Source organism: Kitasatospora sp. NPDC001095 (genome assembly GCF_053598615.1).
In genome coordinates, this window is sequence record NZ_JBSFKQ010000021.1 from 20,816 (window position 1) to 43,179 (window position 22,364).

Below are 22,364 nucleotides of genomic sequence, written 5' to 3' on the forward strand. Positions count from 1 at the left end.
GTCCTCAGATCTCGTCGTCCAGGCCCTGCTCGATGGCGTACCGGACCAGCTCCACCCGGTTGTGCAGCTGCAGCTTCCCGAGCGTGTTCTGCACGTGGTTCTGCACCGTCCGATGCGACAGCACCAGCCGGTCGGCGATCTGCCGGTAGGACAGCCCCTTGGCCACCAGCCGCAGCACCTCCGTCTCCCGGGCGGTCAGCTGCGGGGCGGCCGGCGCCGAGGCCGGGGCCGGCTCGGCCGCCAGCCGGCGGAACTCGCCGAGCACCAGGCCGGCCAGGCCCGGGGTGAACACCGCGTCGCCGACGGCCGTACGGCGCACCGCGTCCAGCAGCTCCTCCCGCCCGGCCGACTTCACCAGGTAGCCGGTCGCGCCGGACTTCACCGCCTCCAGCACGTCCTGGTGCTCGCCGCTCGCCGACAGCACCAGCACCCGGACCGCCGGGTCGTGCGCGACCACCTGGCGGCACACCTCGGCGCCGGGCAGGCCGGGCAGGTTGAGGTCCAGCACGACCACCTGCGGCGTGCAGGCGCGGGCCCGGCGGACGGCCTCCTCGCCGTCGCCCGCGGTGGCCACCACGTCCAGCCCGGCCTCGGCGAGGTCGCGCGAGACGGCGTCCCGCCACATCGGGTGGTCGTCCACCACCATCACCCGCACCGGCCGGTCGGCGGTCGGCTGATCGGTCATCGGCTGGTCGGTCATTGAATGGCCTTCCTCGGGACGCGCAGTTCGACCTCGACGCCCTCCCCGGGCGCCGAGTACAGCTCGGCCGTGCCGCCGAGGTCCAGCAGCCGGCCGCGGATGGACTGGGAGACGCCGAGCCGGCCGGCCCGCTCCGCCTCGCCGAGCCGCCCGGGGGCGTATCCGGGGCCGTCGTCCCGGATGCCGACCGTGACGGCCTCCGGCTCGTCCTCGACCAGGATCCAGGCCCGCGCCCGCTCCCCCGCGTGCTTGCGCACGTTGTCGACGGCGGCGCCGACCGCCGCCGCGAGCTCGCCCGCCGCCCGGCCGGGCAGCAGCACCGGGGTGCCGGGGGCGGAGAGGGTGATCCGCTCGTCCGCGTACGGGCGCAGCAGCGCGGTGAGGTCGCACGGCGCGTCCGGGTCCGCCGGCCCGGCGGCGTCGGCCAGCGGCGAGCGCTGGGCCGGCAGCGGACCGCCCGTCATCAGGGCCCGCAGCGCGCGCTCCTGTTCGCCCGCCAGCCGGCCGAGCTCGGCGAGGCCCGAGCCGGGGCCCGGTCCGCCGCCCGGCTCCGTGGCGCGGCGCTGGACCAGGGCGAGCACCTGGAGCACGCCGTCGTGGATGTCCCGGGAGAGCCGCTCGCGCTCCCGGGTGGCCGCCTCGACCTGGAGCGCCCGGGTGAGGGTGGCCTCGCTGGCCCGGGCCAGCTCGATCACGTAGCCGATCGCGCAGCCGGCCACCATCAGCAGCACGATGTTGTGGATGTTGTCGCCGGTCGGACCGCCGTGGCCGAGGATGTTGGCGACGCCGATCACCGAGCCCGAGGCCGCCGCCGGGCGCCAGCCGCCCTTGGCGGCGAAGCCGAGCACCGTGCCGGCCGCCCAGATGGTCGGCAGGGTGGGCGCGCCGTGGCTGATCCTGGCCGGGGAGTCGGTCATCCCGCTCATCACGATGCCGGTGACGGCGAGGGTGAGGTCGGTGCCCAGGACGTACCAGGTGCAGCGCTGCGGGTTGCCGAAGGCCCGGGTGCTGGCCAGGGTCCACAGGGTCAGCGCGCCGAGGAAGATCCAGCCGGCCACCGGGTGCAGGAAGTGCAGGTACGAGTTGAAGTACCGCAGCAGCGCGTAGCACAGGGCCAGCACCCGGAAGTAGGAGATCGCCCGCCACAGCGGGAGCTCGACGGACATCCCGCCGGCCGCCACCGTGCCGCCGACCGCGCCGGCTCTGCCGCCGTCGTCCGTCATCCGCCCCCGCCCCTCCCCTGGGCCCGTCCGGGTGGCCGCGCGGCCACCCGGGCGCCTGCTCCGGTTACTGCGGCTTCTCCGAGCTGCCCGCCTCGGCGGCCTTCTCGGCCTTCTCCGCCTTCTCCGCCTTCTCGGCCTCGGCGGCCTCCGCCTTCTCCGCCTTGGCGGCGGCCCGGCGCTCGGCGTCGGCCTTCTTCTTCTCCTCGGAGATCTGCCGCTTGGCGGCGGTCGCGTAGATGTCCACGTACTCCTGGCCGGACAGCCGCATGATCTCGTACATCACCTCGTCCGTCACCGAACGGAGGATGAAGCGGTCGTTCTCCATGCCGTGGTAGCGGGAGAAGTCCAGCGGGCGGCCGATCCGGATGCCGGGACGGATACCGAAGTTGGGAACGACCTGGCCGGGCGGCTGCACCTTCTCGGTGTCGATCATGGCGACCGGGATCACCGGGGCGCCGGTGGCCAGCGCGACGCGGGCCAGACCGCCGACCTTGCCGCGGTACAGCTTGCCGTCGGGCGAACGGGTGCCCTCCGGGTAGACGCCGAACAGCTCGCCGCGGTCCAGCACGGCGATGGCGCTGCGGATCGCGGCCTCACCGGCGCCGCGCACGCCCGAGCGGTCCACCGGCAGCTGGCCGACGCCCTTGAAGAACGCGGCGGTCAGCCGGCCCTTGAGGCCCGGGGTGTTGAAGTACTCGGCCTTCGCGATGAAGGTGACCCGACGCCTGATCAGCGCGGGGAAGAAGAACGAGTCCGAGAAGGACAGGTGGTTGCTCGCGATGATCGCCGCACCCTCGGCGGGGATGTTCTCCTCGCCCTCGATCCAGGGCCGGAAGAAGATCCGAAGCAATGGCGCGACGATCATCTTCATCAGTCGGTAGAACAACCCGGGCCTCCTGTTATGCGGACCGGTCGATCCTAATGCCCCGCGGCCGTCCGCCGCGCCCGGCCCCGCCGGGGGGCCGGTGCCCGGGCCCGCCCGTAGGGGGTGTACGACCCGGCGCGGCGCGTGGGACGATGCGGGTCCGCAGCACCTCCCCTCCAGCGTCCCTCCCCCAGCGCCACCCGCCCGCGAAGGAGTCCGCCATGCCGTTGCTGCCCGGTGCCGAGCCGTTCCGCCACCGTGGCGGACCGGTGGGAGTACTGCTCTGCCACGGCTTCACCGGGTCACCGCAGTCGCTGCGGCCGTGGGCCGAGGACCTGGCGGCGGCCGGCCACACGGTCTCGCTGCCGCTGCTGCCCGGGCACGGGACCCGCTGGCAGGACATGCAGGTCACCCGCTGGGAGGACTGGTACGCGGAGGTCGAGCGCGAGCTGCTGGCGCTCGCCGAGGAGTGCGAGCAGGTCTTCGTCTGCGCGCTGTCGATGGGCGGCGGGCTGGCGCTGCGGCTCGCGGCGCTGCACGGGCCGACCGTCTCCGGCCTGGTGCTGGTCAACCCGTCGGTGCGCTCGGACACCCCCGCGAGTGTGCTGCTGCCGGTGCTGCGCCACCTGGTCCCCAGCCTGCGCGGGGTCGCGGGCGACATCGCCCGGGCGGGCGCGGCCGAGGTCGGCTACGACCGCACCCCGCTGCACGCCGCCTGGTCGCTGAGCCGGCTGTGGCGGGAGGTCCAGGGGCTGCTGCCGGAGGTGACCCAGCCGGTGCTGCTCTTCCACAGCCCGCAGGACCACGTCGTCTCGCCGGCCAACTCCGAACTGGTGCTGGCCCGGATATCCTCGACGGACGTGGCGGAGCGGCTGTGCCAACGCAGCTTCCACGTCGCGACGCTGGACCACGACGCGGCGGAAATATTCGCGGCCAGCCAGGACTTCATCCGACGGCTGGCTCCCGCGCACGCGGCGGGCGTCATCCGGGTTGAATCCGACGACCACCATGGCTGAAGGGCCGGAAGTGCACGAGAGCAGCACGGCGGGCGGCGGGGACGAGACTCCCCGCGAGGACGGCGCGACCAAGGACGGCGGGACGAACGCCGCCGCCCCGGGCGGCGTGCCGGCGGACCGTACCGGAGCGGACGGCGGCGCCCCGACGCCCCCGCCCGTCCGGGACGCCGTCAAGGACGCCACCGAGGGCTCCGCGCAGGACGCCACCGAGCCCGCGGCCCCCGCCGAGCGCCGTCCGCGCCGCGCGCCCGAGCGCAGCCAGGCCGAGCAGGACGAGATCTTCGCCGCCCTGGTCGCCCAGTTCGACGACCCGGTCGACCTCAACAACCCGAACTGGCCCGAGATCGAGAACCTCCGGGCGCAGAACGAGCTCAAGGGCGGCCACCAGGACGGCGGCCGCGGCGACCAGGGCGACCTCTCCGACCTCGCCCCCAAACCCCGCCCCCGCTCCGGCCGGCCGGTGATGCCGGCGGGCGGCGCGGGTCCTCGGGACTTCGAGCTGGCCGAGGAGACCGACGAGGGCCACTTCGTCCCGCCGGAGCCCCCGCCGCTGCCGACCGCCGACGTGACGGCCAAGTTCGCCTGGCTGGCGGTGCTCGGCGGCCCCGCCCTGCTGCTGGTCGACGCGGTGGTCTGGCGGGAGATCTCCGGCTGGCCCGCCTGGGTCGGGATCACCGCCTTCCTCGGCGGCTTCGTCACCCTGGTCGCGCGGATGAAGGACCGGGACGAGGACGAGCCGGAGGACCCGGACCACGGCGCGGTCGTCTAGCCGTTCGACGGGATGATCGGCAGTTCGAGGACGGCGAGCACCGGCAGGTGGTCGGTCGCGGCCCGCAGGTCCGCCTCGGTGACGCCGGGCAGCCCGTGCGGCACCCCGCAGCCGAGGACGGTGATCCCGGGCGTGGCGAAGACGGCGTCGATCCGCTGATAGGGGCGCTCCGGTACGGAGGTGAACTCGCCTCCCCAGGGCGCGGTCGGGTACCCGTCCTGGAGCCGGGAGGCCAGCAGCCGCCAGCCCGGCCCGTCCGGGTGCTCGTTGAAGTCCCCTGCCACGACGCCGAGTTCGGCGATGCCGAGCTGGTCGAGCAGCAGCTCGAACTGCCCGTGGCGCTCCTCCTGGTCCAGGCTGAGGTGGCAGCTGGTGACGGTGAACGGCGCCGTGCCGGGCAGTCGCAGCAGCGCGCTGGCGAAGCCCCTGGCGTGCAGGCCGCGGGTCTTGGGCAGCAGCCGGTCGTGCACCTCCAGCAGTTCCACCGCACCGGGCCGGGCGAGCAGCAGCGGACCGGCGGCGGTGCGGCCGCCGCCGGCCAGCACGGCCGTCCCGGTGTTCCGGGCCAGCCAAGCGGCCTGGCCCTCGGGCCGCCAGTAGCGCGGGGCCTCCTGGACGCAGACCAGGTCCGGCTCGCAGGCCCTGATCACCCGGGCCAGCGCCCGCCGGTCGTCGCGCAGCGAGCGGATGTTGTAGCTGAGCAGGCGCAGCCGGCCCGGGCCGGGCGGGGGCAGCGGTGCGGGCCGGGCGGCGGCCTCGGCCGCGGGGGCGCCCGTGCTCGGGCCGGTGTTCGCGGTCGAGGCGTTCGTGGTCGCGGCGCTCATGGTCCTCCCCTGGGCGGTCACCGGATCGGTCCGACCGTACGCGGCCGGGCCGGGCCGGGACGTGCGACGGCGGCGGTGCGTCCGGGGTCGGTCGGGGCCCGGTCGCACCGCCGCCGGCGGGCTCGAGGAGTTCTCCCCCGCGGCCGAAGGCGCAAGGGGGAGGCCGTGATTACGGGACGCGGGCGAGGTCCGCCGCGCCGACGATGCCGGCGGCGGAGCCCATCGAGGCCAGCACGACCTCGGCGCGCGGACGGTGCACCCCGCCGGTCAGGTAGTGCTCGAAGGCCTTGGCGACCGGGTCGAGCAGCAGTCGGCCGGAGTCGGAGACGCCGCCGCCGAGCACGAAGACGCCCGGGTCGAACAGCGCGGCGAGGTCGGCCATGCCGCGGCCCAGCCAGTCGGCCAGCTCGGCGTAGCACTCCAGGGCGAGCGGGTCGCCCTCCTCGGCGGCCTGGGTGATGTGGATGCCGCGGATGGTCTCGGCCACGCCGTCGTTGAGCTCCAGCATCCGGTGGCCGCGCTGCGGGTCGGCGGCCGTCTTCTCCCGGCCGTAGCGGCGCAGCGCGCGGCCGGAGCCGTACTGCTCCCAGCAACCCTTGCCGCCGCAACCGCAGAGCAGGCCGTCGGGGACCATGTTGAGGTGGCCGATCTCGCCGGCCACGCCGAAGCGGCCGCGGTGCAGCCGGCTGTCCAGGACGATGCCGCCGCCGATGCCGGTGCCGACGGTGATCAGCACCATGTCGCGGTGGTCGGCGGCCGCGCCGAAGCGGAACTCGGCCCAGGCCGCGCAGTTGGCGTCGTTCTCGACGACGGTGGACAGGCCGGTGAGCTCCTCGATCCGCCCGCGCAGCGGCTCGTTCTCCCAGTCGATGTTGGGGGCGAAGATCACCGTGGAACGGTTGCTGTCGACGAAGCCGGGGGCTCCGACACCCACCGCCGTGACGCCGGGGTGCTCCTCCTTGAGCTCGCGCACCGCCTGCGCGATGGCGTCGACCGCCCACTGCGGATCGGCCGGGGTGGGCACCCTCGTCCGGGCCAGGATCGCGCCCGCGTCGTCGACCACGCCTGCCGCGATCTTGGTCCCGCCGACATCGACGCCGATGGTCAGAGCCATGTGTCCCTCAGCTATTCACTCGTTCCGCTGGACGGAACGCTACCGCCCAACCCGGCCCCCGTATACAGCCTCGCATACATTATCCGAAGACAATTCTAGGGAAACCGGGCCGCGAAGCTTCAAAAGTCGTATCTAATCTCCTCCTTCGTGACGTACGAGAGCAACGCGATCACCCTCCGAAAGTTACGGTTTCACTGCTTGGCGGACGGCCCGTCAGCCTCGTCAAAGCCGGCACCACGGCCGGCACCACGGTCCGCGCCGGGGGCGGCGTCGGAGTCGGCGTCGAGGTCGATCTTCTCGGTCGGCGCGCCCGGCCCGGCGGTCCAGCGGCTCTCGTGCCCGGCCACGGCGGCGCGGTAGGCGGCCAGCAGTTCGGAGCCCGCGGCGGCGAGCCCGGTGCCGGCGGCGGCGAGGTGGGAGTAGACCTCCGGCTGCTGGGTGCGCAGCCGGTCGGCCAGCCCGGAGAGGGTGATCAGGGTGGTGGCGCTCGCCTCCTGGGCCTTCTCGCCGAGCGCCCCGGCGAACCGGCGCACCTCGTCCACCAGCGGGCCCAGCTCCGGCCCGAACGGGTGTCCCTGGCCGCCGGGCCCGCCGTCCTGCCCGCCGCCGGGCTCGGTGCGGTCGTCGCCGGGCTCGGTGCGGTCGTCGGTGCTGGTCATCGCGGGCGCCTCCTCAGCCGTGGCCGCACCCCGCGGCCCTCCGGCCCGACGCTACCCGACCGGCCGGGCGGCCCGAAAAGCCGACGACCGCCCGCCGAGAGTCGCGTCGAACGCCCGCCGCCCCCGGCCGACCCCCCGTCAGCCCCGGGGCCAGAGCGCCGGGTCGGGCGCGAACCGCACCGAGAGCACCCCCTCCTGCAGCCCCGCCCCGGCCACCGCGCAGCGGCGCAGCGCGGACGGCAGGGTGAGCACCCGGCGGTGGGTGCCGAGTCCGACCACCAGTTCGTCGCCCCGGCGGACCAGGTCCAGCTCGGAGCGGTCGGCGCCGGGCAGGTCGAGGTGCCAGACCAGCAGGCCCTCCTCGGCGAGCCGGTCCTCGACCGGCCAGGGCTCGGGCGCGAGCCGCTCGGGCCCGTCCGCGTCCCCGTAGAGCCGGTCGGCGACGTCCTCCAGGGTGACCTCGGCCAGGCCGGTGATCAGCACCGGGGCGTCGGTCTCGGCGGCGAGCCCGGTCAGCTCCTCCTGCCGGCGGCGGGCCAGGGCGGCCAGCCAGGGGTCGGGTGAGGCGGCGGCGGCCTCGGGCAGCGCCCCGTGCACGACCACGGCGTCCGGCCGGTGCCCGTGCAGCGCGAGCCCGGCCCTGATCCGGCGCAGCTCCCGGTACGGGTGGCCGTCGGCCGGGACGACCAGCCGGACGCTGGTGCCGGGGTCGGTGATCGCGGCACGGGACTCGGCGAGGGCCGCGGCGGCCTTGGTGCGCCCCTCGTACAGCCAGTCGGCGGGCATCGGGACGCCGGCCAGCCCGGCCAGCAGCGGGCGCAGGGCCCGGGCGGCCTGGCGCTGCTCGGGGACGAGCCGGTCGAGGTAGCGGGCGAGCTGCTCGGGCAGCGCGAGGGTGGCGATCAGTTCGGCGGGCGGCGGGGCGAGCACCACCAGGACGTCCTGGTCAGCGGCGGGCAGGGCGCGCAGCAGGGCGAGCCGGGCGATGCCGGGGAGGGCGGTGAGCTCCTCGGAGTCGAGCTGTTCGGCGCCGAGCAGGTCGAGGGCGGGCTTGAGCCGGCCGGTGAGCTCGCCGACGGCGTAGCGGAAGGCGGCCTGCTCGTCGATCCGGGAGACGGTCAGGCCCGGGGCGTACAGCAGCGGTTCGGGCTCCAGCCGGGTGCCGAGGGCGGAGTCCAGGGCTCGGTGCGGGTCGTCGGCGGCCAGCAGCCAGGTTCGGTGGCCGCGCCGGGCGGCGTGCAGTGCGGTGGCGGCGGCCACCATGGGCGCGCCGGCGTCACCGCTGACCAGGATGGTGCGTGTCGCCGTCATGCCGTCCTCCCCCCGTTCGGTGGTGTCAGCTCTGGGCGGGCTTCTTGCCGTCGGTGCCCTCGACGCGCTTCTTCAGGCCGGCCAGGGCGCGGTCGATGATGACCTTCTCGGCCTTGCGCTTGATCATGCCGAGCATCGGGATCTTGACGTCCACGGCGAGCTGGTAGGTCACCTCGGTGCGGCCGCCGGCCAGCGGGGCGAGGATGTAGGAGCCGTCCAACGAGCGGAGCATCTGGCTGCGGACGAGGGTCCAGGAGACCTCGCGGTCGCCGTCCCAGGTGTAGGCGAGGACGTGTTCGTCGCGGATGGCGCCGGCGTCGAGCAGCAGCCGGACCTCGGCGGCGCGGCCGTCCTCACCGGTCTTCAGGACCTCGATCTCCTTGACCTCGCCGGTCCAGGCCGGGTAGGCGGCGAAGTCGGCGATCACGGCCATGACCGTGGCCGGGGTCGCGTCGATGGTGATGCTCGACCTGGTGTGCTCCGCCATGGAATGGCCCTCCGCCTCGTCGCCTCTGCCTGCCGGTCCGGCCGGGGCGCGCTCGGCCCGGTCCGCCCGGAGCAGGCTATCGCGACCGGTGCGCGACCCGGTGGCGCGGGCCTCGCTCCGCGGGCGGCCGTGGCACGGGCGGGCGCCTGGAAGGCGGGCATGTTACCCGCCGGTCGGGCCGCGCTGCCGTAGGGTGCCATTCGAACGACCCGGTCACGGCCTGGTCGGACCCGGCCGGGTGTGACACTTCGAACACCGGGGCCGACCCCTCTGGTCGAAGCTGCCTACCGGGCAGTAACGTCCTGCCGTCCCGCAGCGTCGCGAACGAGGAGCAGTCTTGCTCGACTTCAGCCTTCCGGCCCTCTACCAGGTACCGAGCGGCGGCAACCTCGCCGACCCGGTGCACCGGAACGCCGAGGAGCACCCGGACGTCGCCGTGCTCAGCCGCAAGGTGGACGGCCACTGGCAGGAGTTGACGTCGGTCCAGTTCCTGGCCGAGGTGCACGCCGCCGCGAAGGGCCTGATCGCCGCGGGCGTGCGGCCGGGCGACCGGGTGGGCATCATGTCCCGCACCCGGTACGAGTGGACACTGCTGGACTTCGCGATCTGGACGGCCGGCGCGGTCACCGTGCCGGTGTACGAGACCTCCTCCCCCGAGCAGGTCGAGTGGATCCTCGGCGACTCGGGCGCCGTCGCCGTGATCACCGAGACCGCCCAGCACGTCGCGGTGGTCGGCGAGGTCCGTGACCGGCTGCCGGAGCTGAAGCACACCTGGCAGATCGAGGGCGGGGCACTCGCCGCGCTGGACGCCGCCGGGCAGGACGTCCCGGACGCGACGGTCCACGAGCGCCGCCGGATCGCCGGCCCCGACGACGTCGCCACCATCGTCTACACCTCGGGCACCACCGGCCGCCCGAAGGGCTGTCAGCTGACGCACGGCAACTTCCTGGCCGAGTGCGGCAACATCGTCGAGCGCCTGGCCCCGCTGTTCCGCACCGGCGAGAGTTCCGTCCTGCTCTTCCTCCCGCTGGCCCACGTGCTCGCCCGGATCGCCGAGATCGCCCCGGCGATGGCCCCGATCAAGCTCGGCCACGTCTCCGACATCCGGGACGTCACCGCCGAGCTGGCCGCCTTCAAGCCGACCCTGATCCTGGGCGTGCCCAGAGTGTTCGAGAAGGTCTACAACACCGCCCGCGCCAAGGCCCAGGCCGACGGCAAGGGCAGGATCTTCGACAAGGCCGCCGACACCGCGATCGCCTACAGCCGGGCGCTGGACGCCGGCGGCGCCGGTCTGGTCCTGCGGCTCAAGCACGCGGTCTTCGACAAGCTGGTCTACAGCAAGCTGCGCGCCGCCCTCGGCGGCCGGGCCACCCACGCCATCTCCGGCGGCGCCCCGCTCGGCGAGCGCCTGGGCCACTTCTACCGCGGCATCGGCTTCACCGTCCTGGAGGGCTACGGCCTGACGGAGACCTGCGCGGCCACCGCCTTCAACCCGTACGACAGGCCGAAGATCGGTACGGTCGGCCAGCCGGTGCCCGGCTCCTCCGTCCGGATCGCCGAGGACGGCGAGGTCCTCCTCAAGGGCCCGCACGTCTCCACCGGCTACTGGAACAACCCGCAGGCCACCGCCGACGCCTTCAAGGACGGCTGGTTCTCCACCGGCGACCTCGGCTCGCTGGACTCCGACGGCTACCTGACCATCACCGGCCGCAAGAAGGAGATCATCGTCACGGCCGGCGGCAAGAACGTCGCCCCGGCCGTGATCGAGGACCGGATCCGCGGCCACGCCCTGGTCGGAGAGGTCATGGTGGTCGGCGACCGCAAGCCGTTCGTCGCCTGCCTGATCACCGTCGACCCGGACTTCTTCCCGAAGTGGAAGGAGCTCAACGGCAAGCCCGCCGGCGCCACCGTCGCCGACCTCGCCGAGGACCCGGACCTGCTGGCCGCCCTCCAGGCCGCGGTCGACGACGGCAACGCGGCCGTGTCGCACGCCGAGGCGGTCAAGAAGTTCCGCCTGCTGGACACCGAGTTCTCCGAGGAGAGCGGCCACCTGACGCCCTCGCTGAAGCTCAAGCGCAACGCCGTGCTGAAGGACTTCGCCGCCGACGTCGAGGCGCTCTACCGGAAGTAGCCGCCGGCGCCGTACGGGCCCCGCCTCTCCAGGAAGGAGGTGGGGCCCGTACGCGCCGTCACCCGGCCAGCAGCGAGGTCAGCCGCCCGGCCAGCAGGTCCCAGCGCCAGGAGCGCTCCACCCAGCGCCGCCCGGCCTCGCCCATCCGCCGCCGCAGCTCCTCGTCGCGCAGCAGCCGCACGATCCGCTCGGCCGCCGCCGAGGCCGAGCCGCCGGGCACCACGTACCCGGTCTCGCCTTCCAGCACCGCGTCCGGCGCCCCGCCGGAGTCCCCCGCGACCACCGGCAGGCCGGTCGCCGACGCCTCCAGGTAGACGATGCCCAGGCCCTCGACGTCCAGGCCCCCGCGCCGGGTCCGGCAGGGCATCGCGAAGACGTCCCCGGCGCCGTAGTGGGCCGGCAGCTCCTCCCACGGCACCGAGCCGGTGAACCGCACCGAGTCCCGTACGCCGGTGGCGTCCGCGAGCTTCTCCAGGTCCGCCCGGTACGGGCCGCCGCCGACGATCAGCAGCACCGCGTCCGGCACGTCGGCGAGGATCTGCGGCATCGCCTCGATGAGGGTGTCCTGGCCCTTGCGCGGCACCAGCCGGGAGACGCAGACCACCACCGGCCGGTCCGCCAGCCCGAGCCGGCGGCGCACCTCGGCGCCCCCGGAGTCCGGGTGGAAGGTCGTCTCGTCCACGCCCGGCGGCAGCTGGACCATCCGGGCCGCGGCCTGCGGCCCGACCGCGGCGGCGATCCGGGAGCGGGTGTACTCGCCCAGGTACGTCAGCACGTCGGTACCCGCGCCGATCCGCCGCAGCAGCTGCCGGGAGACCGGCAGCTGGGCCCAGGCGGCCTCGTGCCCGTGGGTCATGCCGAGCAGCCGGCCGGCCCCGGCCCGGCGCAGCGTGGGCGCCATCAGCCCGAGCGGGGCGGCGGCACCGAACCAGACCGAGTCGCACTTCTCCGCCCGCAGGATCTCGGCGGCCCGCCGGGTGACCCGCGGTGTGGGAACCATCACCTTCGTCCGGTCCCGGATCACCGGGAACGGCTGCTCCGCGTCGAAGCGGGCCACCTCGCTGCCGTCCCGCCAGGTGGAGGCGTAGACCACCACGCTGCCTGCGGGCTGACGGACGGCCATGTTGTGCACGAACGCCTGGATGCCGCCGGGGCGGGGCGGGAAGTCATTGGTGACGATCAAGGTTCTGTGCATCAGGCCAGGCTCGCTCGGTCGGGGGGTGCGCGGTGTACCGCTGGGTGATCCGTACGATAGGTCAACACCATGACCCGCCGGGAACGGAACCGCACACGGCAACCGTTTGACCCCCGGGTCAGTCCTAGTACCTAGGCCGTCGTCCAGGACGCGGCCCGGGCGTCCGTCGGTACGACGCCTCCGGTGGGGACGTCCGAGACGAACGAGGGAGCGCAGTGGAATTGGCCCCGGCCACCGAGCCCGGTTCTTCGCGCGGCCGCCTCGGCCGCCCGCTCGGGGCGCTCGCCGCGCTCGGTGCCACCTGGGTCGCCACCCGCGCCCTGCTGGTACTGCTGGCGACGGGCGTGCTGAAGGCGCCCGGCGGCGACGTCACCGCGGACGTCTGGATGATCTACCACGCCTGGTACGGCGTGCTCCAGACCGGCACCTTCCCGTTCGACGACGTGACCTGGCAGTACCCGCCGGGCGCCGCCCTGGTGATCCTGCTGCCGGGCCTGCTGCCCTGGTCGTACCTGGTGTCGTTCTGGGTGATCTGCGGGATCGCCGACGCCGCCGCGGCCGCGCTGCTGGTGCGCACCGGCCTGCGCCGGGGCCGGGCGCTGACCGGCGCCTGGATGTGGGTGGTGGGCGTCCCGCTGCTCGGCCCGATGATCTACAACCGCTTCGACGTCATCGTCACCGCGGTCGCCCTGGCCGGCCTGCTGGCGCTGATCCGCCGCCCGGCCGTGGGCGGACTGCTGCTGGGCCTGGGCGGCATCGTCAAGATCTGGCCGCTGCTCGGCCTGATCGGCACCCCCTCCGGCCGCCGCACCCGCCGCTCCTGGACGCTGGCGGGGGCCACCGCCGTCTCGATCGGCTTCCTGCTGACGGCCGGGATGAACGGCGCCTTCGAGTTCCTGGCGTTCCAGAAGGACCGCGGCATCGAGGTCGAGTCGCTCGGCGCGCTGCCGCTGCACTTCGCCCGGCTCGCCGGCGCCTGGGACGGCAAGGTCACCATGAACTACGGCTCCCCGGAGATGCTCGGGCCGTGGGTCAGCGTGATCAGCAAGGTGATGATGGCCGGCACCCTGCTGGGCTTCGCCTGGCTGCTGCTGTGGCGCTACACCTCCAAGCGCCGCAGCGCGGCCACCATGTACGACGCGGCGCTGTGCGCGCTGCTGATCTTCGTGGTGACCAGCCGGGTGATCAGCCCGCAGTACCTGGTCTGGCTGGTCGGCGTCGCGGCGGTCTGCCTGACCGTGCGCAACAGCAGCCAGCGGCCGGTGGCGCTGCTGATCCTGCTCGCCTGCCCGCTCACCCTGGTCGAGTTCCCGACCATGTTCACCCAGGTCCTGGCCAGCGAACCGGCGGCGGTCGCCGTACTGGCCGCGCGCAACCTGCTGCTGCTGGCCGCGGCCGTGCTCTCCTGCGTCCGGCTCTGGCGCTCCACCCGCGGCGAGGCGCCGCTGCCGCCCACCGTGGTGCTGGACCACGAGCCCGCCGCACTGCCGGCCGCCGGCTATCCGGTGCGCCCGGGCATCGCCTACGAGCAGGACCTGCTGGACGGCATCGACCACCCGGGCGCCCCGGCCCGGCAGCACCGCTGAGCCGGCGCCGGTCAGCCCTTCAGCGCCGCCACCTGCTCCAACCAGAGCCTGGTGAACTCCGCCAGCCCGACGCCCAGCTCGCGGCGCATCAGCCGGTCCGTCCGGCGCTCCCGGTCCTCGCCCTGCCCGTCGGCCGCTCCTACGGCCCGGTAGAAGGCGACCAGCCGCTGCGGCCCGTGGGTGCGGGCGATCAGCTCGCAGGCCAGCCAGGACTGCTCGTAGGCCTGGGCGATGCCGTCGGCCCCGGCGGCGAAGTCCCGGTCGGCGGGCAGCGCGGCGGGCTGCTTCCCGGCGGCGACGTCCCTGGCCAGCTCGGGGGCGATCTGCTGCGGGCCGCGGGCCGAGTCGCGGTAGGCCGTCCAGTCGGCGACGCCCTCGGAGAGCCACAGCGGGGTCCAGGCCCGGGTGTCGGCCCTGGTGGCGACGTGGGTGGCCTCGTGGGTGATCACCACCTGACGGCCGAAGTCGCTGAGCCGCCCGTACGCCTCCGGGTTGACCAGCACCCGGTCCGCCGGGGTGTGCCAGGGCGCGCCGGGGGCGGCCACGGTGACCGCCGCCATGCCCGTCCAGCCGTCCGGGTCGCCCTCCAGCAGCCGGGCGAACCGCTCCTCGGTGGCGGGCCGCTCCAGCAGCAGCCGCTGCGGCCAGGCGTCGCCCCAGACCTCGGTGACGGCGGGCACCGCCCGGTCCGCCACCGCGACCAGCTCGGCCGGGTCGGGGCCGTCGACCGGCCCGAGCACCAGGCAGTGCGCGCCCGGCGCCGACCGCAGCGGCCCGAAGTCCCAGGGCGCGGGCGGTCCGCCCGCGTTCTCCTCGCGCTCCACCCGCCAGCCGTCCCCGGCCGGGACCAGCTCGATCCGGCGCGGGTACACCACCGGGTACTCGTCGTACCCGGCGATCCGCACCGTCAGGTCGGCGGCGGCGGTCAGCCGTTCCGGCCCGCCGGAGGCGGCGAGCACCACGTTGCGGTACGCCGCCTCGGCCACCGGCAGCCCGGCCCACGGCGGTGCCGCCCCGACCCGCTCCGCCAGTGCGGAGGCCACCTCGCCGTGCCGGTCCGCCGAGCGCGCCGCGGGCGGCGCCGCCGGGGCGGCCGGGGGCAGCGACAGCTGGGCCAGCCCGCCGGCCGCGAGCAGCAGCGCGCCCCGCCGGGACAGGGCGCGGCGGGGGCGGGGTATCCCGGCGGGGTCGGCGGAGCCGGGCGTCGGGGCGTTCAGAGCCGGACCACCCCGGAGACCGGCATGGCGGTGACGCTCTCGTAGCGGACCTTGGCACCCGGGCGGGGGGCGTGCACGATCACGCCGCCGCCGGCGTACATGCCGACGTGGTGCATGTCCCGGTAGAAGATCACCAGGTCTCCCGGTCGCGCTTCGGACAGGCTGATCCGCTGCCCGGCGTACGCCTGGGCCTGCGAGGTGCGCGGCAGGGTCACTCCGGCCTGCCGCCAGCTGTAGTACATCAGACCCGAGCAGTCGAAGGCGTGCGGTCCGGTGGCCCCGTAGACGTACGGGGAGCCGATCATCCGCACCGCGGCGGCAAGCGCGGCCGCCCCCCGCTCGGAGGCGGGCGGGGCGGTGCCGAGGTCCAGCCGGTCGGTGCCCCGGGTGGCGCGCTGCTCGGCGTCCCGGGCGTCCTGGGCCGTCATCCGGGCCCGCTCGGCGGCGCCCAGGCCGTTCAGCAGCTTCTGCGCCCCGGCGAGCCGCTGCTGGATCTGCTGCTTGGTGTCGGCGAGCGTGCGGCGGGTCTGGTCCAGTTCGGCGAGCTTGCCGGCCGCCTCGGTGCGGCGCTGGTCGAGCCGGCGCTGCCGGGTGACCAGCTCGTGCAGGGTCTCCTGCTGGCGCGCGGCGGCCTGGCCCAGGGTGCGGGCGCGGACCAGGTAGCCCTCCGGGTCGGACGAGAGGAACAGCTGGGCGGTCTGGGCCATTCCGCCACCGCGGTACTCGGCCCCGGCCACTGTCGCCAGGTCGCCGCGCAGTTCGTTGAGCTGGTCCTGGGCAATGGCGATCTCGCCCTGGAGGATCGTGGTCTCGCCCTGGAGCCGCCGCTGGGCCTCCTGCGCCGCGTTCGCCTTCTCGGAGGCCTGCTCGGCCTCGTCGTACAGCTGCTCGACCTGCGTCCTGACGTCCTGACGATCGCCCGGGTCCGGGCTGTCCGGCGCGGCCTGGGCGCGGCCTCCGGCGGCCACGCCCAGCGCGGTGGCGGCGGCCGCGGTCAGCACCAGCGCCCGGGTGAGCAGTTGGGAACGGCGGTGCACGGGCATGGCGGCAGCGGCTCCAATCCTGCGGCGCGGCCCCGCCGCCGCACCGGGACGGGCGGCCGTCGAGCGGGAGTCCGGTGGCAGACGTTAGCGAGTCCGGGCAAGCGAGTCCAAACCCTTCCCAACCCGAATATTCGACCCCTAATCGGACATCAGCTCGACCCGCCGGAAAAGCCGCAGGCCCGGCCTTCCCTGGGGAAGACCGGGCCCGGAGGCGTCCGAGCGGGGATCAGACCCGCACGATGGAGGTCAGCGGCATGTTGCCGACCGCCTCGTAGCGCACCGACGCACCCGGCTTGGGAGCGTGCAGCACCTGGCCGTTGCCGGCGTAGATGCCGACGTGGTGGGCGTCGCTGTAGAAGATCAGCAGGTCGCCGGGCTGGGCCTGGGAGATGTCCGAGCCGATCCGGGTGCCGGCCCCGGCCTGCGCCTGCGAGGTGCGCGGCAGCGACACCCCGGCCTGGTTGAACGCCCAGACCATCAGGCCGGAGCAGTCGAAGGAGCCCGGGCCGGTGGCGCCCCAGACGTACGGGCTGCCGACCTTGGACGCGGCGTACGAGAGGGCGGCGGCACCGCGCGAGCTGCCCGCGGCCACCTTCACCGGAGCGGCGGTCGAGCCGGTCGCCAGGTTGCCGCGGCTGTTGTCGCGCGAGGCGCGGTCGGCCTGCTGCTGCTGCGCCTGGGCGGCGTCGGCCTTGGCCTTGGCGTCGGCCGCGGCCTTCTCCTCGGCCTGGCGCAGCGCCTGGCGGTCCTGCTCGGTCAGGGTGTTGAGCAGGTCCTGGGCCGCCTTCAGCTTGCCCTGGACCTCGTCCTTGGAGGCCTTCAGCTGCTGGGTGGTCGACTCCAGCTCGGCGAGCTTGCCCTGGGCCTCGTTGCGGTCCTGGTCGAGCTTGCGCTGCTGCTCCTGGAGCTCCTTCAGCTGCCCCTTCTGGGTGCTGCCGGCCTGGTTCAGCGTGCCGGCCTGGCTGAGGAAGTTGTCCGGGCTGGAGGAGAACATCAGCTGGACGGTCGGGGATATGCCCCCGTTGCGGTACTGCTCGCCGGCGATCTCGGCGAGGCCGCCCTGGAGCTCGGTGACCTGGGCCTGCTGACGGGCCACCTGGTCCTGCAGGCCGGAGACCTGCTTCTCCAGCTCCTGCTGCTTGGCCTGGGCGGCGTTGTAGTTCTCGGTCGCGACCTCGGCCTGCTCGTTGAGCTGGTCGACCTGCCCCTTGACCTGTTCCTTGGTCGGCTGCGGGTCCGCGTGGGCACCCTGCGCGGAGAGGACGACGGCCGCCGCGGCGACACCCGTCAGGATCGAGACGCGGGCGCGACCGGCGGGCTTGGGACGACGATGGGACGCCACGAAGGCGGACTCCTTCTTCCTACGTCCGCCTACCGGGTGAGCTGACGGGTTCGGGCCGGAAGCATGCCCTACGACGCCTCACGGCCGTTCCACCGGCCGACCTGGCGCCGATTCACCCCGGAGGAACATGGTTCCCCGGCTCCGCTCCGCAGCGCCCCCGAACACTGGGCTCCCCTGTCGGGCAGTCGCTTCGACCTGCCCCGCTGCCTCGCGAACTCGGCGGTAACCACCGCCGCCACCCTGGCTGGGCGATCGACAGTGCGGTGGTTCGGAGCATGACCCTAGTAACTGAACCGTGATCCGTTCAAATCCTTGTCAGAAAAAAGGCAGAAGATTACCCAAGTTCTTTTGTGAAAATGACCGATGGTGACCACTGGCACACACAAGGCTGATCGGTTCTCAGCATGTGGTCGCGAAAGGGCGGGAAAGCCGAACGCCACCCCCAAGGGAGGGTGGCGCTTTTCACAGGCCCTCGAGGGAGCCCGGCGGGCGTGTCGGACCGTCAGACCCGGCGGATGGTGTTGATCGGCATCGCGTCGGCCTTCATCACCTTCACCACGTCACCGGTGTGCGGCGCGTGGACCACCATGCCGTTGCCGATGTACATCCCGACGTGGTGCATGTCGGAGCCGTAGATCACCAGGTCGCCGGGCTGGGCCTGGTCCAGCGAGGGCACCCGGGTGCCGTAGTGGCCCTGCTCCTGCGAGGTGCGCGGCAGCGAGACGCCCGCCTGCCCGTACGACCAGACCATCAGGCCCGAGCAGTCGAAGGTGGTCGAGCCGGTGGCGCCCCACACGTACGGCGAGCCCTGCTTGCTCATCGCCTTGGCCATCGCCACGGCCGCGTAGCCGCTGGCCGGCGGCAGGCTGCCGAGGTCGACTCGCTCGCTGCCGCGCGAGGCGCGGTCGTCCTGCGCCTGCTGGGCCTTCAGCGCGGCGCGGTCGGCGGCGCCGAGCGAGTTCAGCAGGTCCTGGGCGGCCTTCAGCTTGGTGTTGACGTCCGCCTTGGCCTGATTGAGGTCCTTGGTGGTGGTGTCCAGCGAGGCGAGCACGGCGGCCGCCTCGGCCTTCTCCTGGTCCAGCCGGCGCTGCTGTTCCAGCAGCCCCTTGAGCGCCTCGGCCTGGCTGGTGCTGGCCTGCTGGACGGTCGAGGCCTTCTCCAGGTAGCCGGACGGGTCGGAGGAGAGCATCAGCTGGACGGACGGGTCGATGCCGCCGGAGCGGTACTGATCCCCCGCCACCTCGGCCAGGCCACCCTGGAGCTGGGTCATCTGCTCCTGGCTGCGGGCCACCTGGTCCTGCAGCTGGTCGGCCTGCTTGCGCAGCTGGTCGGCCCGCTCCTTGGCGCCGTTGTACTTCTCCGCCGCCTGCTCCTGCTCCTCCTGGAGCTGGTCGATCTGCGCCTTGACGTCCGCCTTGTTCGGCTGCGGCGCGGCGTGCGCGGCCACCTGGGCGGAGAGGGCGACCGCGGTCGCAGCGGCAGCGGTGAGCACGGAGATCCGCGCGCGGCTCGGCTGCTTGGGACGACGGCGGTGGGAGGCCAAGGGACCGGCTCCTTCTTCCAGCGGACTCACCTGATGGGATGAGATTCCCGAAAATAGGTTTGACGCCAGACCCTAGTGAAGATCTATCCGTTTTGCCACTCCCCCGATGGCATGAACTCGGCCACCCCACACTGACTCCACAGCCCCCTCACAAGGCCCCGGAACCGCCCCTGACCAGGAATCACACGGAATCGGCCGAGGTCAGGGTCGGGCCAGCCGGTTCAACAGCAGCACCGACGCCACGGGGCGCGCGCCCGCCTTCCGCACGCCCTCCGCGACCTCCCGGTCGGTGGACACCACCACCACCGGACGGCCCTGCGGCTCGGCCCGCACCAGACGGCGGATCAGCTCGTCGGCCGTTTCCCCGGTCCGGCTGAACCGCACCCGGACCCCGCGCGGTGGCGCCATGATCACCGGGACGTCCAGGTCCTGCCCGTCGAACACGCAGGTGACCTCCGCCTGGGTGCGCTGGGCCAGCATCGCCAGCCCGCCCAGCAGCCGGATCCGCTGTTGCTCCAGCGGCAGTGCCGGATAGCCGGCCTTGGTCACGTTGTAGCCGTCCACCACCAGGTGGACCTGGGGGATCGCCAGCAGCTGGTCCAGCAGCGCCGGATCGTCCTCGGCCAGCCCGCGCCGGGCCACGTCGTGCGGCGAGGCCGCCCCCGGCACCACCGCCTCCACCAGGTCCGCCGGGCGGATCTGGGAGACCGGCAGCGCCAGCTCCCGCTGCAGACCCTGGGCCGACTGCAGCACGGTGTCGAGCAGCAACCGCAGCCGCATGTCCTCGACGCTGCGCCCCTCGCGGGCCGACCGGCGGCCCTGCTCGGCCGCGGTCTCCAGTTCGGAGAGCCGGTGCCGGAGCCTGCGCGCCTCGGTCTCGGCAGCGCCGCGCTCGGCCGCGGCCTGCGCCTTCAGGGCCTCCAGCTCACCGCTCACCCGGCGGGTCTCGGCCTGCGCCCGGCGGGTGTCGCTCTCCAGCGACCGCACCTTCTTGCGCAGCGACTCGGCCTCCTTGCGGACACCGTCGGACTCGGCCCGCTGCCGGTCCAGGTCCGCCCGGGCGGCGGCCCGTACCTCAGCCAGCTCGGCCTGCAGCTTCTCCACCAGCCGGGCCGCCTCCGCGGCCGCGTCCTCGGCACCGGCCCGCTCGGCCTCCTCGCCGGCCTCGGCCACCAGCCGGCTCCAGCCCTCCGAACGCACCAGGTAGGCGGCGGCCGCGACGTCCATCGGATCGGCGGCGCTCGGGACGGTGCCGCACTCCAGCGCCCTCACCAGGTCCGGCTGCCCGAGGCGCAGCCGCTCGGCTATCCGCACCCGGAAGGCCGGCTCCGCCTCCAGCGCCGCCGCCAGCGCCGTGGCCGCGTACTTGGCCCGCCGCACCGGGGTGAACTTGACGTACTGGCGCAGGCTCTGCGGGAGCTCGGCCGGCGGCAGCCCGCCGAGCGCGTCCGAGGCCAGCCCGACCACGCGCCGGCGCACCCCCTCGGGCAGCGGCCGGTCGAGCTTCTCGGCCACGCGCTCCGCCGCGGGCTCGGAGGAGTCGTCCGCCGTCCCGGCCGCCTCGGCCTGGGCCTCGGCCGCAGCGGGCTGAAGCCCCTGGGCTTCGCCGGGCTCCTTCGCTGCGTCCACCACGTCCTCGGCTCCGATCCTGGTCCAGCGGGGTCGGCCGCGGCCGCCCCTGTCGTCACGCTCCGTGCGTCTTGTTCTGTATTGTCCCGTGCGGCGCGGGCGGGTGCTCCGCGCACCCGCCCGCCGCGGCGGCGGGGATCAGCCCTGCTCGGCGGGGGCCTGCTCCCCCTCGGCACCCGGGCGGGCCACCAGCTCGACCTGGTCCACCGCGTTGCACCAGCGGCAGCGCACCGACTCGATCGTCTCGCTGAGCACCTCGGTCTCCTCGACCTCGGACTCGCCGGCCAGGTCGAAGTGCAGGAACTCGGTCACCCGCGCGGTGCGGGTCACGTCGAAGCGGGTGAGGTTGCCGCACAGGGTGCAGCGCCAGCGCGTCTCGGCGGTCAGGGCGGGGACGGTCATCGGGGGTCCTCTCGGGTGGTCCCTGGGTGGGCTAGGCGCTCCCCCCGGAGCCCCGGCATCGGCGGCGGGAGGCGGGAATGCCCGCCCCAAGCCTATTGCCTGGGGCAACCACCGCGGCCACCGGTCGCCTGAACTCCCCGGCTAGTCCACCTGCCGTAAACCACCGTGTCACCTGCGGCGCCCGGAGGGATGCTTGGCCGCATGGCGCTCGCGGTCCCCGACCACACCGCCGCCCGGGCCGGCCGCCCGGCGGTGCCCGTCCCGGTGGTCAGCTACGCCCTGATCGCCCTCAACACCCTGGTCTTCCTGCTCGGCCCCGCCGCCGGGCTCAACCCGCTGTACGGCACCGGCCAGGCCCGGGTCTGCTCGGAGCAGCGGTACGAGCAGCGCTGGGGCGCCGTCCCGGCCGAGGTGCTGGCCGGACGGCCGCTGACCGCCGAGCAGCTGGCCGAGGCCCCCGACCCGGCCCCCGGCTGCCCGGCCGCCCCGACCCCGGGCAAGCACCCGGCCCTGTCCGTCCTCACCGGGCTGTTCCTGCACGCCGGCTGGCTGCACCTGCTGGGGAACCTGCTCTTCCTCCAGGTCTTCGGCCCCACCGTGGAACGGCGGCTCGGCCGGGCCAGGTACGTCCTCTTCTACCTGGCCGCCGGCAGCCTGACCACGTACGGCTTCGCGCTCGCCGAGGCGCACTCGCCGAACTCCACCCGGGTGCTCATCGGGGCCTCCGGGGCGATCGCGGCCGTCCTCGGTGCCTATCTACGCCTCCACCCCCGGGCCCGGGTGACCACCCTCGTCCCGCTGCTCCTCTTCCTGCCGCTGCGCTTCCCCGCCTGGCTGGTGCTCGGCCTCTGGTTCGCCCTGCAATGGTGGTCGGTGCACTCGGCCGGCCCCGGGGTGGCCTACCTGGTCCACGTGATCGGCTTCTCGGCCGGGTTCCTCTACGCCTGTACCGCGGTCCGCCACCCCCCGAGACGACCGCGCCGACGCCCGATACGCTGGCGGCACCCCACAAAGGAGCCCGAACTGTGATCACCGCCATCGTCCTGATCAAGACCAGTGTCGACCGCATCCCGGAGATCGCCGAGTCCATCGCCGCCATCGAGGGCGTCAGCGAGGTCTACTCGGTGACCGGCGGCTACAACCTGGTGGCGATGGTGCGGGTGCGCCGGCACGACGACCTGGCCGAGGTCATCCCGGGCCGGCTCAACAAGGTCCCGGGCGTGGCCCACACCGAGACCCAGATCGCCTTCCGCACCTACTCCCAGCACGACCTGGAGGCCGCCTTCGCCCTCGGCCTGGACGAGTAGC

Annotated in this window: 21 protein-coding genes and 1 riboswitch; of the genes, 6 read left to right on the forward strand and 15 right to left on the reverse strand. The window is 74.1% G+C overall.

Going from position 1 to position 22,364, the window contains the following annotated elements:
- Positions 1–4: 4 nt before the first annotated feature.
- The 3 genes from ACWDBB_RS19145 to ACWDBB_RS19155 form a co-directional block, all read right to left on the reverse strand.
- On the reverse strand, positions 5–700 hold the full coding sequence (locus tag ACWDBB_RS19145) for a response regulator (RefSeq protein WP_392869375.1): 696 nt from the start codon (positions 698–700) through the stop codon (positions 5–7).
- On the reverse strand, positions 697–1,923 hold the full coding sequence (gene macS / locus ACWDBB_RS19150; RefSeq protein ID WP_449790727.1) for a MacS family sensor histidine kinase: 1,227 nt from the start codon (positions 1,921–1,923) through the stop codon (positions 697–699). The genes ACWDBB_RS19145 and macS overlap by 4 nt, the downstream gene beginning before the upstream one ends.
- A 64-nt stretch (positions 1,924–1,987) precedes the next feature.
- Entirely contained in the window at positions 1,988–2,809 is an 822-nt protein-coding gene (locus tag ACWDBB_RS19155) for a lysophospholipid acyltransferase family protein (RefSeq protein ID WP_449790728.1), read from the reverse strand.
- Positions 2,810–3,009: 200 nt separating this feature from the next.
- Between ACWDBB_RS19155 and ACWDBB_RS19160 the strand changes: the two genes are divergently transcribed.
- Positions 3,010–3,804, forward strand: a complete 795-nt coding sequence (locus ACWDBB_RS19160; RefSeq protein WP_449790729.1) for an alpha/beta hydrolase — start codon at positions 3,010–3,012, stop codon at positions 3,802–3,804.
- 10 nt (positions 3,805–3,814) lie between these two features.
- Positions 3,815–4,573, forward strand: coding sequence for a hypothetical protein (locus ACWDBB_RS19165; RefSeq protein WP_449790730.1), 759 nt, complete (start codon positions 3,815–3,817; stop codon positions 4,571–4,573).
- Here ACWDBB_RS19165 and ACWDBB_RS19170 read toward each other — a convergent pair.
- The 5 genes from ACWDBB_RS19170 to ACWDBB_RS19190 form a co-directional block, all read right to left on the reverse strand.
- A complete protein-coding gene (locus ACWDBB_RS19170; protein ID WP_449790731.1) occupies positions 4,570–5,397 on the reverse strand; it encodes an endonuclease/exonuclease/phosphatase family protein in 828 nt (275 codons plus the stop codon). The two genes, ACWDBB_RS19165 and ACWDBB_RS19170, sit on opposite strands and share 4 nt — an antisense overlap.
- Positions 5,398–5,566: 169 nt before the next feature.
- On the reverse strand, positions 5,567–6,511 hold the full coding sequence (locus ACWDBB_RS19175; protein WP_449790732.1) for an ROK family glucokinase: 945 nt from the start codon (positions 6,509–6,511) through the stop codon (positions 5,567–5,569).
- A 191-nt stretch (positions 6,512–6,702) separates the two neighbouring features.
- Complete coding sequence (locus tag ACWDBB_RS19180; protein ID WP_449790733.1) at positions 6,703–7,170, reverse strand: DUF5304 family protein; 468 nt, start codon at positions 7,168–7,170, stop codon at positions 6,703–6,705.
- A 138-nt stretch (positions 7,171–7,308) separates the two neighbouring features.
- Complete coding sequence (locus tag ACWDBB_RS19185; RefSeq protein ID WP_449790734.1) at positions 7,309–8,481, reverse strand: ArsA family ATPase; 1,173 nt, start codon at positions 8,479–8,481, stop codon at positions 7,309–7,311.
- A 25-nt stretch (positions 8,482–8,506) separates the two neighbouring features.
- The gene (locus ACWDBB_RS19190; protein WP_449790735.1) at positions 8,507–8,968 is read right to left on the reverse strand and encodes an SRPBCC family protein; all 462 of its coding nucleotides are present in this window, start codon (positions 8,966–8,968) and stop codon (positions 8,507–8,509) included.
- A gap of 337 nt (positions 8,969–9,305) precedes the next feature.
- Here ACWDBB_RS19190 and ACWDBB_RS19195 point away from each other — a divergent pair, with 337 nt between their 5' ends.
- A complete protein-coding gene (locus ACWDBB_RS19195; protein ID WP_449790736.1) occupies positions 9,306–11,099 on the forward strand; it encodes an AMP-dependent synthetase/ligase in 1,794 nt (597 codons plus the stop codon).
- Positions 11,100–11,157: 58 nt separating this feature from the next.
- Here ACWDBB_RS19195 and ACWDBB_RS19200 read toward each other — a convergent pair whose 3' ends face one another.
- Positions 11,158–12,294 (reverse strand): glycosyltransferase family 4 protein, encoded by a 1,137-nt coding sequence (locus tag ACWDBB_RS19200; protein ID WP_392869394.1) that lies wholly within the window; start codon positions 12,292–12,294, stop codon positions 11,158–11,160.
- Between the two features lie 215 nt (positions 12,295–12,509).
- Here ACWDBB_RS19200 and ACWDBB_RS19205 point away from each other — a divergent pair, with 215 nt between their 5' ends.
- Complete coding sequence (locus ACWDBB_RS19205; protein WP_449790737.1) at positions 12,510–13,880, forward strand: glycosyltransferase 87 family protein; 1,371 nt, start codon at positions 12,510–12,512, stop codon at positions 13,878–13,880.
- An 11-nt stretch (positions 13,881–13,891) separates the two neighbouring features.
- On the opposite strand, the gene ACWDBB_RS19210 is transcribed toward ACWDBB_RS19205, so the two are convergent.
- The 6 genes from ACWDBB_RS19210 to ACWDBB_RS19235 all read right to left on the reverse strand — a co-directional run bounded on the left by ACWDBB_RS19210 (position 13,892) and on the right by ACWDBB_RS19235 (position 21,056).
- Positions 13,892–14,923, reverse strand: a complete 1,032-nt coding sequence (locus ACWDBB_RS19210; RefSeq protein WP_449790738.1) for a hypothetical protein — start codon at positions 14,921–14,923, stop codon at positions 13,892–13,894.
- A 170-nt stretch (positions 14,924–15,093) separates the two neighbouring features.
- Positions 15,094–16,140 (reverse strand): NlpC/P60 family protein, encoded by a 1,047-nt coding sequence (locus ACWDBB_RS19215; protein WP_449790739.1) that lies wholly within the window; start codon positions 16,138–16,140, stop codon positions 15,094–15,096.
- 226 nt (positions 16,141–16,366) lie between these two features.
- Positions 16,367–17,482: an NlpC/P60 family protein gene (locus ACWDBB_RS19220; protein ID WP_449790740.1), complete on the reverse strand. Its 1,116-nt coding sequence runs from the start codon at positions 17,480–17,482 to the stop codon at positions 16,367–16,369.
- A gap of 10 nt (positions 17,483–17,492) precedes the next feature.
- Positions 17,493–17,646, reverse strand: a riboswitch (cyclic di-AMP (ydaO/yuaA leader).
- A 338-nt stretch (positions 17,647–17,984) separates the two neighbouring features.
- Positions 17,985–19,025 (reverse strand): NlpC/P60 family protein, encoded by a 1,041-nt coding sequence (locus ACWDBB_RS19225; protein WP_449790741.1) that lies wholly within the window; start codon positions 19,023–19,025, stop codon positions 17,985–17,987.
- Positions 19,026–19,226: 201 nt separating this feature from the next.
- The gene (locus ACWDBB_RS19230) at positions 19,227–20,540 is read right to left on the reverse strand and encodes an NYN domain-containing protein (protein ID WP_449790790.1); all 1,314 of its coding nucleotides are present in this window, start codon (positions 20,538–20,540) and stop codon (positions 19,227–19,229) included.
- 252 nt (positions 20,541–20,792) lie between these two features.
- On the reverse strand, positions 20,793–21,056 hold the full coding sequence (locus ACWDBB_RS19235) for a hypothetical protein (RefSeq protein WP_449790742.1): 264 nt from the start codon (positions 21,054–21,056) through the stop codon (positions 20,793–20,795).
- A 201-nt stretch (positions 21,057–21,257) separates the two neighbouring features.
- Between ACWDBB_RS19235 and ACWDBB_RS19240 the strand changes: the two genes are divergently transcribed.
- Positions 21,258–22,085, forward strand: a complete 828-nt coding sequence (locus tag ACWDBB_RS19240; RefSeq protein ID WP_449790743.1) for a rhomboid family intramembrane serine protease — start codon at positions 21,258–21,260, stop codon at positions 22,083–22,085.
- On the forward strand, positions 22,082–22,363 hold the full coding sequence (locus tag ACWDBB_RS19245; RefSeq protein WP_224278336.1) for an Lrp/AsnC family transcriptional regulator: 282 nt from the start codon (positions 22,082–22,084) through the stop codon (positions 22,361–22,363). The genes ACWDBB_RS19240 and ACWDBB_RS19245 overlap by 4 nt, the downstream gene beginning before the upstream one ends.
- The last annotated feature ends 1 nt before the right edge of the window (position 22,364 follow it).